The 14,512-nt window shown below is 50.0% G+C and carries 15 protein-coding genes, 3 tRNA genes and 1 pseudogene; 17 read left to right on the top strand and 2 right to left on the bottom strand.

The window, feature by feature from the left end; genetic code table 11:
• Positions 1-165: IS1 family transposase (locus tag BGK49_RS30020; protein ID WP_047664789.1), on the bottom strand; the 165-nt coding region annotated here is incomplete at its 3' end.
• 51 nt (positions 166-216) lie between these two features.
• Here BGK49_RS30020 and BGK49_RS24280 point away from each other — a divergent pair.
• The 17 genes and pseudogenes from BGK49_RS24280 to pnuC form a co-directional block, all read left to right on the top strand.
• Positions 217-1,296 (top strand): annotated as a pseudogene (locus BGK49_RS24280) (glycoside hydrolase family 38 C-terminal domain-containing protein); the annotation flags it as partial.
• Positions 1,297-2,143: 847 nt separating this feature from the next.
• Complete coding sequence (cydA, locus tag BGK49_RS24270; protein WP_000884361.1) at positions 2,144-3,712, top strand: cytochrome ubiquinol oxidase subunit I; 1,569 nt, start codon at positions 2,144-2,146, stop codon at positions 3,710-3,712.
• A 15-nt stretch (positions 3,713-3,727) separates the two neighbouring features.
• Positions 3,728-4,867: a cytochrome d ubiquinol oxidase subunit II gene (gene cydB / locus BGK49_RS24265; RefSeq protein WP_000568275.1), complete on the top strand. Its 1,140-nt coding sequence runs from the start codon at positions 3,728-3,730 to the stop codon at positions 4,865-4,867.
• A 14-nt stretch (positions 4,868-4,881) separates the two neighbouring features.
• Entirely contained in the window at positions 4,882-4,995 is a 114-nt protein-coding gene (gene cydX / locus BGK49_RS24260) for a cytochrome bd-I oxidase subunit CydX (protein WP_000270282.1), read from the top strand.
• Entirely contained in the window at positions 4,995-5,288 is a 294-nt protein-coding gene (gene ybgE / locus BGK49_RS24255; RefSeq protein ID WP_000034601.1) for a cyd operon protein YbgE, read from the top strand. Before cydX ends, ybgE begins: the two co-directional genes overlap by 1 nt.
• A 149-nt stretch (positions 5,289-5,437) precedes the next feature.
• Positions 5,438-5,842, top strand: coding sequence for a tol-pal system-associated acyl-CoA thioesterase (gene ybgC, locus BGK49_RS24250; protein ID WP_001098375.1), 405 nt, complete (start codon positions 5,438-5,440; stop codon positions 5,840-5,842).
• Entirely contained in the window at positions 5,839-6,531 is a 693-nt protein-coding gene (tolQ, locus tag BGK49_RS24245) for a Tol-Pal system protein TolQ (RefSeq protein WP_000131314.1), read from the top strand. The genes ybgC and tolQ overlap by 4 nt, the downstream gene beginning before the upstream one ends.
• Before the next feature lie 3 nt (positions 6,532-6,534).
• The gene (gene tolR / locus BGK49_RS24240) at positions 6,535-6,963 is read left to right on the top strand and encodes a colicin uptake protein TolR (RefSeq protein ID WP_000090104.1); all 429 of its coding nucleotides are present in this window, start codon (positions 6,535-6,537) and stop codon (positions 6,961-6,963) included.
• Between the two features lie 64 nt (positions 6,964-7,027).
• Positions 7,028-8,182 carry a cell envelope integrity protein TolA gene (gene tolA, locus BGK49_RS24235; RefSeq protein WP_000030650.1) on the top strand — a complete coding sequence of 385 codons (1,155 nt, stop codon included), beginning with the start codon at positions 7,028-7,030 and terminating at the stop codon, positions 8,180-8,182.
• A gap of 132 nt (positions 8,183-8,314) precedes the next feature.
• Entirely contained in the window at positions 8,315-9,607 is a 1,293-nt protein-coding gene (tolB, locus tag BGK49_RS24230) for a Tol-Pal system beta propeller repeat protein TolB (protein ID WP_069375841.1), read from the top strand.
• 34 nt (positions 9,608-9,641) lie between these two features.
• On the top strand, positions 9,642-10,163 hold the full coding sequence (pal, locus tag BGK49_RS24225) for a peptidoglycan-associated lipoprotein Pal (protein ID WP_001295306.1): 522 nt from the start codon (positions 9,642-9,644) through the stop codon (positions 10,161-10,163).
• 9 nt (positions 10,164-10,172) lie between these two features.
• Positions 10,173-10,964 carry a cell division protein CpoB gene (gene cpoB / locus BGK49_RS24220; RefSeq protein ID WP_000097580.1) on the top strand — a complete coding sequence of 264 codons (792 nt, stop codon included), beginning with the start codon at positions 10,173-10,175 and terminating at the stop codon, positions 10,962-10,964.
• 164 nt (positions 10,965-11,128) lie between these two features.
• A tRNA-Lys gene (locus BGK49_RS24215) sits at positions 11,129-11,204 on the top strand.
• 35 nt (positions 11,205-11,239) lie between these two features.
• A tRNA-Val gene (locus BGK49_RS24210) sits at positions 11,240-11,315 on the top strand.
• Positions 11,316-11,317: 2 nt separating this feature from the next.
• Positions 11,318-11,393, top strand: a tRNA-Lys gene (locus tag BGK49_RS24205).
• A gap of 248 nt (positions 11,394-11,641) precedes the next feature.
• The gene (gene nadA / locus BGK49_RS24200; RefSeq protein ID WP_000115275.1) at positions 11,642-12,685 is read left to right on the top strand and encodes a quinolinate synthase NadA; all 1,044 of its coding nucleotides are present in this window, start codon (positions 11,642-11,644) and stop codon (positions 12,683-12,685) included.
• A gap of 37 nt (positions 12,686-12,722) precedes the next feature.
• On the top strand, positions 12,723-13,442 hold the full coding sequence (gene pnuC, locus BGK49_RS24195) for a nicotinamide riboside transporter PnuC (protein WP_000345414.1): 720 nt from the start codon (positions 12,723-12,725) through the stop codon (positions 13,440-13,442).
• Here pnuC and zitB read toward each other — a convergent pair.
• Entirely contained in the window at positions 13,439-14,380 is a 942-nt protein-coding gene (zitB, locus tag BGK49_RS24190) for a CDF family zinc transporter ZitB (RefSeq protein WP_000951300.1), read from the bottom strand. The genes pnuC and zitB overlap by 4 nt on opposite strands.
• Positions 14,381-14,512 lie beyond the last annotated feature (132 nt).

Raw genomic sequence — 14,512 nt, 5'->3', positions numbered from 1 at the left:
TTTCTGGTGCGTACCGGGCTGAGAGGCGGTGTAAGTGAACTGTAGTTGCCATGTTTTACGGCAATGAGAGCAGAGATAGCGCTGATGTCCGGCAGTGCTTTTGCCGTTACGCACCACGCCTTCAGTAGCGGAGCAGGAAGGACATCTGATGGAAATGGAAGCCACGCAAGCACCTTAAAATCACCATCATACACTAAATCAGTAAGTTGGCAGCATTACCTGCAAATTGAAGAAAGCTCTGATGATGGTGATGAATATGACTATTCACCCGCAAAAGAAGAGTGGGTAATTACCGCAGCGAACGCGAAACCGCAATGCGATATTATTCATGAAGCCTGGCAGAGCAGGGCTGTTATCCGCTATGACATGGCAGTGCCGCTCAATTTGTCAGAACGCAGCGCCCGGCAATCCACTGGCAGAGTAGGGGTGGTGTTGGTTGTCACTCTTAGTCATAACAGCAGGCGTATTGATGTGGATATCAACCTTGATAACCAGGCTGACGATCATCGCCTTCGTGTCCTGGTCCCTACACCTTTTAACACCGACAGTGTTCTGGCAGATACGCAGTTTGGTTCGCTAACGCGCCCCGTGAACGACAGTGCAATGAACAACTGGCAGCAAGAAGGCTGGAAAGAAGCGCCGGTTCCGGTATGGAATATGCTCAACTATGTTGCCTTACAGGAAGGGCGTAACGGCATGGCTGTCTTTAGCGAAGGGTTACGTGAATTTGAAGTCATCGGTGAAGAGAAGAAAACCTTTGCCATTACGTTGCTGCGTGGCGTGGGCTTACTGGGCAAAGAAGATCTGCTTTTAAGGCCTGGGCGGCCTTCGGGAATTAAAATGCCAGTCCCGGACTCACAACTACGTGGTCTGCTTTCTTGTCGCCTAAGTTTATTGAGTTATACCGGTACGCCAACCGCCGCTGGTGTAGCTCAGCAGGCGCGAGCATGGCTGACTCCAGTACAGTGTTACAACAAAATCCCATGGGATGCGATGAAGCTCAACAAAGCCGGATTCAACGTGCCGGAAAGTTATAGTTTGTTGAAAATGCCCCCAGTGGGATGCCTGATAAGCGCACTTAAGAAAGCTGAAGACCGACAAGAAGTGATTTTACGGCTGTTTAATCCGGCTGAATCAGCAACCTGTGATGCGACTGTTGCTTTCAGTCGCGAGGTGATTTCTTGCTCAGAAACGATGATGGATGAACACATTACCACCGAGGAAAATCAAGGTTCAAATCTATCGGGGCCTTTTTTACCCGGCCAGTCACGGACGTTCAGTTACCGGCTTGCCTGAATAGCAATCAAACCGAAGCCACATATGCGCGGCCAGATTGTTGACAAAGGGCGCTTTGTTCATGCCGGATACGGCATGAATGCTTTATTCGGTCTACAAAAGCAGGCAAATTCAATATATTGCAGAGATGATGTAGACACTGGCAAGCGTAGCGCATCAGGTAATTTTGCGTTTATCTTCACTCTCAAGCCACGTATATGTGGCTTTATTTTTAACAAAATAATAACCCTGGGTGAGTTAATTATAATATAATTATAAGTTAATTAAATGTTAATATCGGCGGGGGTGGATTTATGCCTTTATTAGTAATCCTGAAACTCTGCGTCGTATTAGCCAGTGACCAAAAAAAGAATTAAGGTCAACCGTGCTGTTTTTGCTTCGTCTCTTTTTATCTTTAATTGCCAACCGAAACTAATTTCAGCCTTATAACTCACACATTTTAAACATAAATGTCACTAAAGTTACCTTATTGAAACATGATTAACATAATTTGTAGGAATTGATATTTATCAATGTATAAGTCTTGGAAATGGGCATCAAAAAGAGATAAATTGTTCTCGATCAAATTGGCTGAAAGGCGGTAATTTAGCTATAAATTGATCACCGTCGAAAAATGCAAATTTGCTTCAACAAAAACCTGTTTATTGTAAGGATTTTGCGGCGTAATATATACGTGGGATCAATTTGAGTTTTTATTAACATGTTTGCAACCTTTCTTTACGCCGTTTTTGTGTGCATTCACATGGTATGATGAAAGTGTTCAAACAAATTTCTATTGGGGCATGCGTGTGACCCTTTCTAACGGGGTTCACTCTCGGAGTCTTCATGCGATGAGCAAGGAGTCATGATGTTAGATATAGTCGAACTGTCGCGCTTACAGTTTGCCTTGACCGCGATGTACCACTTCCTTTTTGTGCCACTGACGCTCGGTATGGCGTTCCTGCTGGCCATTATGGAAACGGTCTACGTCCTCTCCGGCAAACAGATTTATAAAGATATGACCAAGTTCTGGGGCAAGTTGTTTGGTATCAACTTCGCTCTGGGTGTGGCTACCGGTCTGACCATGGAGTTCCAGTTCGGGACTAACTGGTCTTACTATTCCCACTATGTAGGGGATATCTTCGGTGCGCCGCTGGCAATCGAAGGTCTGATGGCCTTCTTCCTCGAATCCACCTTTGTAGGTCTGTTCTTCTTCGGTTGGGATCGTCTGGGTAAAGTTCAGCATATGTGTGTCACCTGGCTGGTGGCGCTCGGTTCAAACCTGTCCGCACTGTGGATTCTGGTTGCGAACGGCTGGATGCAAAACCCAATCGCGTCCGATTTCAACTTTGAAACTATGCGTATGGAGATGGTGAGCTTCTCCGAGCTGGTGCTTAACCCGGTTGCTCAGGTGAAATTCGTTCACACTGTAGCGTCTGGTTATGTGACTGGCGCGATGTTCATCCTCGGTATCAGCGCATGGTATATGCTGAAAGGTCGTGACTTCGCCTTCGCTAAACGCTCCTTTGCTATCGCTGCCAGCTTCGGTATGGCTGCTGTTCTGTCTGTTATTGTTCTGGGTGATGAATCCGGCTACGAAATGGGCGACGTGCAGAAAACCAAACTGGCTGCTATTGAAGCCGAGTGGGAAACGCAACCTGCGCCTGCTGCCTTTACTCTGTTCGGCATTCCTGATCAGGAAGAGGAGACGAACAAATTTGCGATTCAGATCCCTTACGCACTGGGCATCATTGCAACGCGTTCCGTGGATACCCCTGTTATCGGCCTGAAAGAGCTAATGGTGCAGCATGAAGAACGCATTCGTAACGGGATGAAGGCGTACTCTCTGCTCGAACAACTGCGTTCTGGTTCTACCGACCAGGCGGTTCGTGACCAGTTCAATAGCATGAAGAAAGACCTCGGTTACGGTCTGCTGCTGAAACGCTATACGCCAAACGTGGCTGATGCGACTGAAGCGCAGATTCAACAGGCAACCAAAGACTCCATTCCGCGTGTAGCGCCGCTGTACTTCGCGTTCCGTATTATGGTGGCGTGTGGCTTCCTGCTGCTGGCAATCATCGCGCTCTCTTTCTGGAGTGTCATCCGCAACCGCATTGGCGAGAAAAAATGGCTGCTGCGCGCCGCGCTGTACGGTATTCCGCTGCCGTGGATTGCTGTAGAAGCGGGCTGGTTCGTGGCTGAATATGGCCGCCAACCGTGGGCTATCGGTGAAGTGCTGCCGACAGCTGTGGCGAATTCGTCACTGACCGCAGGCGATCTCATCTTCTCAATGGTGCTGATTTGCGGCCTGTATACCCTGTTCCTGGTGGCAGAATTGTTCTTAATGTTCAAATTTGCACGCCTCGGCCCAAGCAGCCTGAAAACCGGTCGCTATCACTTTGAGCAGTCTTCCACGACTACTCAGCCGGCACGCTAAGACAGGAGTCGTCAAATGATCGATTATGAAGTATTGCGTTTTATCTGGTGGCTGCTGGTTGGCGTTCTGCTGATTGGTTTTGCAGTCACTGACGGTTTCGACATGGGGGTGGGCATGCTCACCCGTTTCCTCGGTCGTAACGACACCGAGCGTCGAATTATGATTAACTCCATTGCACCACACTGGGACGGTAACCAGGTTTGGCTGATCACCGCGGGCGGCGCACTCTTTGCTGCCTGGCCGATGGTCTATGCCGCTGCGTTCTCCGGCTTCTATGTGGCGATGATCCTCGTGCTGGCGTCTTTGTTCTTCCGTCCGGTCGGTTTTGACTACCGCTCCAAGATTGAAGAAACCCGCTGGCGTAACATGTGGGACTGGGGCATCTTCATTGGTAGCTTCGTTCCGCCGCTGGTAATTGGTGTTGCGTTCGGTAACCTGTTGCAGGGCGTACCGTTCAACGTTGATGAATATCTGCGTCTGTACTACACCGGTAACTTCTTCCAGTTGCTTAACCCGTTCGGCCTGCTGGCAGGCGTGGTGAGCGTAGGGATGATCATTACTCAGGGCGCAACCTATCTGCAAATGCGTACCGTGGGCGAACTGCACCTGCGTACCCGTGCAACGGCTCAGGTGGCTGCGCTGGTGACACTGGTCTGTTTCGCACTGGCTGGCGTATGGGTGATGTACGGTATCGATGGTTATGTCGTGAAATCGACAATGGACCATTACGCAGCCTCTAACCCACTGAATAAAGAAGTGGTTCGTGAAGCTGGCGCATGGCTGGTTAACTTCAACAACACGCCAATTCTGTGGGCTATTCCGGCACTGGGTGTGGTTCTGCCGCTGCTGACCATCCTGACTGCACGTATGGATAAAGCCGCGTGGGCGTTTGTGTTCTCCTCCCTGACGCTGGCCTGCATCATCCTGACAGCCGGTATCGCAATGTTCCCGTTTGTGATGCCGTCCAGCACCATGATGAACGCAAGTCTGACAATGTGGGATGCAACTTCCAGCCAGTTGACGCTTAACGTCATGACCTGGGTTGCGGTGGTTCTGGTACCGATCATTCTGCTCTACACCGCCTGGTGTTACTGGAAAATGTTCGGTCGTATCACCAAAGAAGATATTGAACGTAACACCCACTCTCTGTACTAAGTAAGGAGCTAAAAATGTGGTATTTCGCATGGATTCTGGGAACGCTTCTTGCCTGTTCGTTTGGGGTAATCACCGCGCTGGCGCTTGAACACGTCGAATCAGGCAAAGCCGGTCAAGAAGACATCTGATGAGTAAGATTATCGCGACCTTGTATGCGGTAATGGACAAGCGCCCCCTGCGGGCGCTTTCCTTCGTGATGGCGCTTCTGTTAGCAGGATGTATGTTTTGGGACCCATCTCGTTTTGCCGCGAAGACCAGTGAACTGGAAATCTGGCATGGTTTATTGCTGATGTGGGCCGTCTGTGCTGGTGTGATTCACGGCGTGGGCTTTCGTCCGCAGAAGGTTCTTTGGCAAGGGATTTTTTGCCCATTGCTTGCCGATATTGTTCTCATTATCGGGCTGATTTTCTTCTTCTTTTAAATCAGAATTCTCTTTAAAAAATTATGGGCCGCTCCAGGCCCATAAATTTTTACGCTCCCTTAACTTGCCCTCATTCCCAAACCTCAATCGCGCGCGTATAGTAGCAGCGTTTAAAAGCTCTAACTTTTGTTGCATTACCGGGATGTAAAGTGAATACAACGCTGTTTCGATGGCCGGTTCGCGTCTACTATGAAGATACCGATGCCGGTGGTGTGGTGTACCACGCCAGTTACGTCGCTTTTTATGAAAGAGCACGCACAGAGATGCTGCGTCATCATCACTTCAGTCAGCAGGCGCTGATGGCTGAACGCATTGCCTTTGTGGTACGTAAAATGACGGTGGAATATTACGCACCTGCGCGGCTCGACGATATGCTCGAAATACAGACTGAAATAACATCAATGCGTGGCACCTCTTTGGTTTTCACGCAACGTATTGTCAACGCCGAGAATACTTTGCTGAATGAAGCAGAGGTTCTGGTTGTTTGCGTTGACCCACTCAAAATGAAGCCTCGTGCGCTTCCCAAGTCTATTGTCGCGGAGTTTAAGCAGTGACTGACATGAATATCCTTGATTTGTTCCTGAAGGCTAGCCTTCTGGTTAAACTTATCATGTTGATTTTGATTGGTTTTTCAATCGCATCCTGGGCCATTATTATCCAGCGGACCCGTATTCTTAACGCAGCGGCGCGCGAAGCCGAAGCGTTTGAAGATAAATTCTGGTCTGGAATCGAACTCTCTCGCCTCTATCAAGAGAGTCAGGGGAAACGGGATAATCTGACTGGTTCGGAACAAATATTTTACAGCGGGTTCAAAGAGTTTGTGCGCCTGCATCGTGCCAATAGCCATGCGCCGGAAGCCGTAGTGGAAGGGGCGTCGCGTGCTATGCGTATCTCCATGAACCGTGAACTTGAAAATCTGGAAACGCACATTCCGTTCCTCGGTACGGTTGGCTCCATCAGCCCGTATATTGGTCTGTTTGGTACGGTCTGGGGGATCATGCACGCCTTTATCGCCCTCGGGGCGGTAAAACAAGCAACACTGCAAATGGTTGCGCCCGGTATCGCAGAAGCGTTGATTGCGACTGCAATTGGTCTGTTTGCCGCTATCCCGGCAGTTATGGCCTACAACCGCCTCAACCAGCGCGTAAACAAACTGGAACTGAATTACGACAACTTTATGGAAGAGTTTACCGCGATTCTGCACCGCCAGGCGTTTACCGTTAGCGAGAGCAATAAGGGGTAAGTCATGGCCAGAGCGCGTGGACGAGGTCGTCGCGAACTTAAGTCCGAAATCAACATTGTACCGTTGCTGGACGTACTGCTGGTGCTGTTGCTGATCTTCATGGCGACAGCGCCCATCATCACCCAGAGCGTGGAGGTCGATCTGCCAGACGCTACTGAATCACAGGCGGTGAGCAGTAACGATAATCCGCCAGTGATTGTTGAAGTGTCTGGTATTGGTCAGTACACCGTGGTGGTTGAGAAAGATCGCCTGGAGCGTTTACCACCAGAGCAGGTGGTGGCGGAAGTGTCCAGCCGTTTCAAGGCCAACCCGAAAACGGTCTTTCTGATCGGTGGCGCAAAAGATGTGCCTTACGATGAAATAATTAAAGCACTGAACTTGTTACATAGTGCGGGTGTGAAATCGGTTGGTTTAATGACGCAGCCTATCTAAACATCTGCGTTTCCCTTGCTTGAAAGAGAGCGGGTAACAGGCGAACAGTTTTTGGAAACCGAGAGTGTCAAAGGCAACCGAACAAAACGACAAGCTCAAGCGGGCGATAATTATTTCAGCAGTGCTGCATGTCATCTTATTTGCGGCGCTGATCTGGAGTTCGTTCGATGAGAATATAGAAGCTTCAGCCGGAGGCGGCGGTGGTTCGTCCATCGACGCTGTCATGGTTGATTCAGGTGCGGTAGTTGAGCAGTACAAACGCATGCAAAGCCAGGAATCAAGCGCGAAGCGTTCTGATGAACAGCGCAAGATGAAGGAACAGCAGGCTGCTGAAGAACTGCGTGAGAAACAAGCGGCTGAACAGGAACGCCTGAAGCAACTTGAGAAAGAGCGGTTAGCGGCTCAGGAGCAGAAAAAGCAGGCTGAAGAAGCCGCAAAACAGGCCGAGTTAAAGCAGAAGCAAGCTGAAGAGGCGGCAGCGAAAGCGGCGGCAGATGCTAAAGCGAAGGCCGAAGCAGATGCTAAAGCTGCGGAAGAAGCAGCGAAGAAAGCGGCTGCAGACGCAAAGAAAAAAGCAGAAGCAGAAGCCGCCAAAGCCGCAGCGCAGAAAAAAGCCGAGGCAGCCGCTGCGGCACTGAAGAAGAAAGCGGAAGCGGCAGAAGCAGCTGCAGCTGAAGCAAGAAAGAAAGCGGCTGCTGAAAAGGCTGCAGCTGATAAGAAAGCGGCAGCCGACAAAAAAGCAGCAGAAAAAGCGGCTGCTGAAAAGGCAGCAGCTGATAAGAAAGCAGCGGCAGAAAAAGCCGCCGCAGCGGCAGAAAAAGCCGCCGCAGAGGCAGATGATATTTTCGGTGAGCTAAGCTCTGGTAAGAATGCACCGAAAACGGGGGGAGGGGCGAAAGGGAACAATGCTTCGCCTGCCGGGAGTGGTAATACTAAAAACAATGGCGCATCAGGGGCCGATATCAATAACTATGCCGGGCAGATTAAATCTGCTATCGAAAGTAAGTTCTATGACGCATCGTCCTATGCAGGCAAAACCTGTACGCTGCGCATAAAACTGGCACCCGATGGTATGTTACTGGATATCAAACCTGAAGGTGGAGATCCCGCACTTTGTCAGGCTGCGTTGGCAGCAGCTAAACTTGCGAAGATCCCGAAACCACCAAGCCAGGCAGTATATGAAGTGTTCAAAAACGCGCCATTGGACTTCAAACCGTAATCGCGATGTTGACTGTTCGGACGGTCAACATCAGGCACCGGTTGCCACGGGGTTCTGGTAGTTTTGTGTATTTTAGTTTGTTAACATTCTGCTAAATTATCGTGGGCCATCGGTCCAGATAAGGGAGATATGATGAAGCAGGCATTACGAGTAGCATTTGGTTTTCTCATACTGTGGGCATCAGTTCTGCATGCTGAAGTCCGCATTGTGATCGACAGCGGTGTAGATTCCGGTCGTCCTATTGGTGTTGTTCCTTTCCAGTGGGCGGGGCCTGGTGCGGCACCTGAAGATATTGGCGGCATCGTTGCTGCTGACTTGCGTAACAGCGGTAAATTTAATCCGTTAGATCGCGCTCGTCTGCCACAGCAGCCGGGTAGTGCGCAGGAAGTACAACCATCTGCATGGTCCGCACTGGGCATTGACGCTGTAGTTGTCGGTCAGGTCACTCCGAATCCGGATGGTTCTTACAATGTTGCTTATCAACTTGTTGACACTGGCGGCGCACTGGGTACTGTACTTGCTCAGAACTCGTACAAAGTGAACAAGCAGTGGCTGCGTTATGCTGGTCATACCACCAGTGATGAAGTGTTTGAAAAACTGACCGGCATTAAAGGTGCGTTCCGTACCCGTATTGCCTACGTTGTTCAGACCAACGGCGGTCAGTTCCCGTATGAACTGCGCGTATCTGACTATGACGGTTACAACCAGTTTGTCGTTCACCGTTCACCGCAGCCGCTGATGTCTCCGGCGTGGTCACCAGACGGTTCTAAACTGGCTTATGTGACCTTCGAAAGCGGTCGTTCCGCGCTGGTTATTCAGACGCTGGCAAATGGCGCTGTACGTCAGGTGGCTTCATTCCCGCGTCACAACGGTGCACCTGCATTCTCGCCAGACGGCAGCAAACTGGCATTCGCCTTGTCGAAAACCGGTAGTCTGAACCTGTACGTAATGGATTTGGCTTCTGGTCAGGTCCGCCAGGTGACTGATGGTCGCAGTAACAATACCGAACCGACCTGGTTCCCGGATAGCCAGAACCTGGCATTTACTTCTGACCAGGCCGGTCGTCCGCAGGTTTATAAAGTGAATATCAACGGCGGTGCGCCACAACGTATTACCTGGGAAGGTTCGCAGAACCAGGATGCGGATGTCAGCAGCGACGGTAAATTTATGGTAATGGTCAGCTCCAATGGTGGGCAGCAGCACATTGCCAAACAAGATCTGGCAACGGGAGGCGTACAAGTTCTGTCGTCCACGTTCCTGGATGAAACGCCAAGTCTGGCACCTAATGGCACTATGGTAATCTACAGCTCTTCTCAGGGGATGGGATCCGTGCTGAATTTGGTTTCTACAGATGGGCGTTTCAAAGCGCGTCTTCCGGCAACTGATGGACAGGTCAAATTCCCTGCCTGGTCGCCGTATCTGTGATAATAATTAATTGAATAGTAAAGGAATCATTGAAATGCAACTGAACAAAGTGCTGAAAGGGCTGATGATTGCTCTGCCTGTTATGGCAATTGCGGCATGTTCTTCCAACAAGAACGCCAGCAATGACGGCAGCGAAGGCATGCTGGGTGCCGGCACTGGTATGGATGCGAACGGCGGCAACGGCAACATGTCTTCCGAAGAGCAGGCTCGTCTGCAAATGCAACAGCTGCAGCAGAACAACATCGTTTACTTCGATCTGGACAAGTACGATATCCGTTCTGACTTCGCTCAAATGCTGGATGCACATGCAAACTTCCTGCGTAGCAACCCGTCTTACAAAGTCACCGTAGAAGGTCACGCGGACGAACGTGGTACTCCGGAATACAACATCTCCCTGGGTGAACGTCGTGCGAACGCCGTTAAGATGTACCTGCAGGGTAAAGGCGTTTCTGCAGACCAGATCTCCATCGTTTCTTACGGTAAAGAAAAACCTGCAGTACTGGGTCATGACGAAGCGGCATACTCCAAAAACCGTCGTGCGGTACTGGTTTACTAAGAGAATTGCATGAGCAGTAACTTCAGACATCAACTATTGAGTCTGTCGTTACTGGTTGGTATAGCGGCCCCCTGGGCCGCTTTTGCTCAGGCACCAATCAGTAGTGTCGGCTCAGGCTCGGTCGAAGACCGCGTCACTCAACTTGAGCGTATTTCTAATGCTCACAGCCAGCTTTTAACCCAACTCCAGCAACAACTTTCTGATAATCAATCCGATATTGATTCCCTGCGTGGTCAGATTCAGGAAAATCAGTATCAACTGAATCAGGTCGTGGAGCGGCAAAAGCAGATCCTGTTGCAGATCGACAGCCTCAGCAGCGGTGGTGCAGCGGCGCAATCAACCAGCAGCGATCAAAGCGGTGCGGCGGCATCAACGACGCCGACAGCTGATGCTGGTACTGCGAATGCTGGCGCGCCGGTGAAAAGCGGCGATGCAAACACGGATTACAATGCAGCTATTGCGCTGGTGCAGGATAAATCCCGCCAGGATGACGCAATGGTGGCATTTCAGAATTTCATCAAAAATTACCCTGATTCAACTTACCTGCCAAACGCCAATTATTGGCTGGGTCAGTTAAACTACAACAAGGGTAAAAAAGATGATGCGGCGTACTATTTTGCTTCGGTAGTGAAAAACTATCCGAAGTCACCAAAGGCTGCTGATGCGATGTTTAAAGTCGGCGTCATCATGCAGGACAAAGGTGACACCGCAAAAGCGAAAGCCGTATACCAGCAGGTTATCAGTAAATACCCTGGTACTGATGGCGCTAAACAGGCACAAAAACGTCTGAACGCGATGTAATGCATAACACACGACCAGAAGTTGCATTATTTCTGGTCGTGTCGTGCGAATCATAAGCAGTTGAGTGATCTGCATCGAAATTTTTGTTGCGCTCAAGTCTGAAATCAGTAATATATGCCGCCGTTGCCACGGGATATCAAACAAACCGAAAGCAACGAAAAAGTGGGTCGTTAGCTCAGTTGGTAGAGCAGTTGACTTTTAATCAATTGGTCGCAGGTTCGAATCCTGCACGACCCACCACTAACATAGTTAGTTGTAGTATCCAGCGTAGTATTGGGTGATTAGCTCAGCTGGGAGAGCACCTCCCTTACAAGGAGGGGGTCGGCGGTTCGATCCCGTCATCACCCACCACCGGGTCGTTAGCTCAGTCGGTAGAGCAGTTGACTTTTAATCAATTGGTCGCAGGTTCGAATCCTGCACGACCCACCAATGTAAAAAAGCGCCCTAAAGGCGCTTTTTTGCTATTCAGGCATCCTCAATTTCACTTTGTAAACCTGATGACATCGTCAGAGCTTACTGTGCAAGCAACTCTACGTCGGTGGAATTAGGCGTAATTCGAGTGACTTTTCCCCACCATTCGACTATCTTGTTTAGCATATAAAACAAATTACACCGATAACAGCGAATATTACGCTAATGTCGGTTTTAACGTTAAGCCTGTAAAACGAGATGGTAAGATGAGCGTAATGTTTGATCCAGACACGGCGATTTATCCTTTCCCCCCGAAGCCGACGCCGTTAAGCATTGATGAAAAAGCGTATTACCGCGAGAAGATAAAACGTCTGCTAAAAGAACGTAATGCGGTGATGGTTGCCCACTACTATACCGATCCCGAAATTCAACAACTGGCAGAAGAAACCGGTGGCTGTATTTCTGATTCTCTGGAAATGGCGCGCTTCGGTGCAAAGCATCCCGCTTCTACTTTGTTAGTCGCTGGGGTGAGATTTATGGGAGAAACCGCCAAAATTCTCAGTCCGGAAAAAACAATTCTGATGCCGACACTTCAGGCTGAATGTTCACTGGATCTCGGCTGCCCTGTTGAAGAATTTAACGCATTTTGCGATGCCCATCCCGATCGTACTGTCGTCGTCTACGCCAACACTTCTGCTGCGGTAAAAGCGCGCGCAGATTGGGTGGTAACTTCAAGCATTGCCGTCGAATTTATTGATCATCTTGATAGTTTGGGTGAAAAAATCATCTGGGCACCCGACAAACATCTGGGGCGTTACGTGCAAAAACAGACGGGTGGAGACATTCTATGCTGGCAGGGTGCCTGTATTGTGCATGATGAATTTAAGACTCAGGCGTTAACCCGCTTGCAAGAAGAATACCCGGATGCTGCCATACTGGTGCATCCAGAATCACCACAAGCTATTGTCGATATGGCGGATGCGGTCGGTTCCACCAGTCAACTGATCGCTGCTGCGAAAACATTGCCACATCAGAGGCTTATTGTGGCAACCGATCGGGGTATTTTCTACAAAATGCAGCAGGCGGTGCCAGATAAAGAGTTACTGGAAGCACCAACCGCAGGTGAGGGTGCAACCTGCCGCAGCTGCGCGCATTGTCCGTGGATGGCCATGAATGGCCTTCAGGCCATCGCAGAGGCATTAGAACAGGAAGGAAGCAATCACGAGGTTCATGTTGATGAAAGGCTGCGAGAGAGGGCGCTGGAGCCGCTCAATCGTATGCTGGATTTTGCGGCTACACTACGTGGATAACGAATAATAAGGCGTAACGTTACGCTTTGGGGGAAAGATGGATTTTTTTAGTGTGCAGAATATCCTGGTACATATACCAATAGGAGCAGGCGGTTATGATCTCTCATGGATCGAAGCGGTAGGCACGATCGCCGGGTTGCTGTGTATTGGCCTTGCCAGTCTGGAGAAGATCAGCAACTACTTCTTTGGCCTGATCAACGTCACCTTGTTTGGCATTATTTTCTTTCAGATTCAGCTGTATGCCAGCCTGCTATTACAGGTGTTTTTCTTTGCCGCGAATATTTACGGTTGGTATGCGTGGTCGCGACAAACCAGTCAGAACGAGGCGGAGTTGAAAATTCGCTGGTTACCATTGCCGAAGGCGCTCAGCTGGTTGGCGGTTTGCGTTGTTTCGATTGGTCTGATGACGGTATTTATCAATCCGGTGTTTGCATTTTTGACCCGCGTGGCAGTCATGATCATGCAAGCATTAGGATTACAGGTTGTGATGCCTGAACTGCAACCGGACGCTTTCCCGTTCTGGGATTCATGCATGATGGTGTTATCTATCGTGGCAATGCTTCTGATGACGCGTAAGTATGTGGAAAACTGGCTGTTGTGGGTGATTATTAACGTGATTAGCGTCGTTATTTTTGCACTTCAGGGCGTTTACGCCATGTCTCTGGAGTACATCATCCTGACCTTTATTGCGCTCAACGGCAGTCGGATGTGGATCAACAGCGCACGTGAAAGAGGCTCATGCGCGCTGTCCCATTAATGGTGATGATGTGAATGGCCAGACACCCCTTCATTCAGGTGGCAGTCTGGCCCATGACAAGGTTGATATTCCATCTGAATGGTGGCGTGCTCAATCTGATAGTGATCCATCAGGTAGTGTTGGATCTGATCCAACAAGGCATCGTGATCGTGTGGCGGGATCACCTGCACATGCAGCGTCATCACCGGCTTCTCACCTACCATCCATACATGTACATGGTGCACATTGCGGACTTCCGGGATTTCCCGGCACATACGACGCTTCAGTTCAGCGATATCCAGCGATACCGGTGCACCTTCAAGTAATTCATTCACGCTATCTTTCAACAGTCGCCACGCGCTACGCAGAACCAGAAGCGACACCACTATCGAGAGAATGGGGTCAGCAGGTGTCCAGCCGGTCCAGATAATAATCAACGCGGCAATAATAGCCCCAACCGAACCCAACAGGTCCCCGAGCACATGCAATGCCGCTGCACGTACGTTGAGGTTTTTCTCTTCGCTGCCGTGATGAAGTAACCAGAAAGAAAGTATATTTGCCAGCAACCCAGCCACGGCAATTGCCATCATCATGCCGCCCTCGACCGGACGCGGCGTGCGGAAGCGTTCTATCGCCTCCCAGACAATCAAAATGGTAATTACCACGAGGGCGATGGCATTCACAAACGCCGCGAGCGTGGTCAGTCTTAGCCAACCGAAAGTGTGGCGAATGGTGGGAGGACGACGTGAAAATTGCACGGCGAGTAGGGCGAAAAGCAGGGCGGCAGTATCGGTCAACATATGACCCGCATCGGCCAGCAATGCCAGAGAACCAGAAAGAAAACCACCAACGACTTCTACCAGCATAAACCCGGCAGTCACGCCGAAAGCATACAACAAGCGACGAGCATTATTATCTTCTGGCAGGTGTGAGGACGTGTGTGAGTGTGAGTGCGCCATGACGAGTCATCCCTTAATTATTCTCACTTAACTGTAAGCGTACAGCCTGAACCGTCTGGTCAGAATCTGACGAATTAGACAAAGTGGTGTCCACCAAATAAGTAGTGGGAACCAAAGTGTCAGATATGCAGA

Source organism: Shigella sp. FC1544 (assembly GCF_001722145.1).
GTDB lineage: Bacteria > Pseudomonadota > Gammaproteobacteria > Enterobacterales > Enterobacteriaceae > Escherichia > Escherichia coli.
Note: the sequence above shows the minus strand (reverse complement) of the source record. Positions and strands in the feature narration are given on the sequence as shown.

Excerpts from the sequence above, each read along its gene's own strand:
- zitB (WP_000951300.1), bottom strand. The coding sequence starts at position 14,380 with ATGGCGCACTCACACTCACACACGTCCTCACACCTGCCAGAAGATAAT.
- cydA (WP_000884361.1), top strand. The coding sequence starts at position 2,144 with ATGTTAGATATAGTCGAACTGTCGCGCTTACAGTTTGCCTTGACCGCG.
- cydX (WP_000270282.1), top strand. The coding sequence starts at position 4,882 with ATGTGGTATTTCGCATGGATTCTGGGAACGCTTCTTGCCTGTTCGTTT.
- tolR (WP_000090104.1), top strand. The coding sequence starts at position 6,535 with ATGGCCAGAGCGCGTGGACGAGGTCGTCGCGAACTTAAGTCCGAAATC.
- tolB (WP_069375841.1), top strand. The coding sequence starts at position 8,315 with ATGAAGCAGGCATTACGAGTAGCATTTGGTTTTCTCATACTGTGGGCA.
- cpoB (WP_000097580.1), top strand. The coding sequence starts at position 10,173 with ATGAGCAGTAACTTCAGACATCAACTATTGAGTCTGTCGTTACTGGTT.
- cydB (WP_000568275.1), top strand. The coding sequence starts at position 3,728 with ATGATCGATTATGAAGTATTGCGTTTTATCTGGTGGCTGCTGGTTGGC.
- pal (WP_001295306.1), top strand. The coding sequence starts at position 9,642 with ATGCAACTGAACAAAGTGCTGAAAGGGCTGATGATTGCTCTGCCTGTT.
- pnuC (WP_000345414.1), top strand. The coding sequence starts at position 12,723 with ATGGATTTTTTTAGTGTGCAGAATATCCTGGTACATATACCAATAGGA.
- nadA (WP_000115275.1), top strand. The coding sequence starts at position 11,642 with ATGAGCGTAATGTTTGATCCAGACACGGCGATTTATCCTTTCCCCCCG.
- ybgE (WP_000034601.1), top strand. The coding sequence starts at position 4,995 with ATGAGTAAGATTATCGCGACCTTGTATGCGGTAATGGACAAGCGCCCC.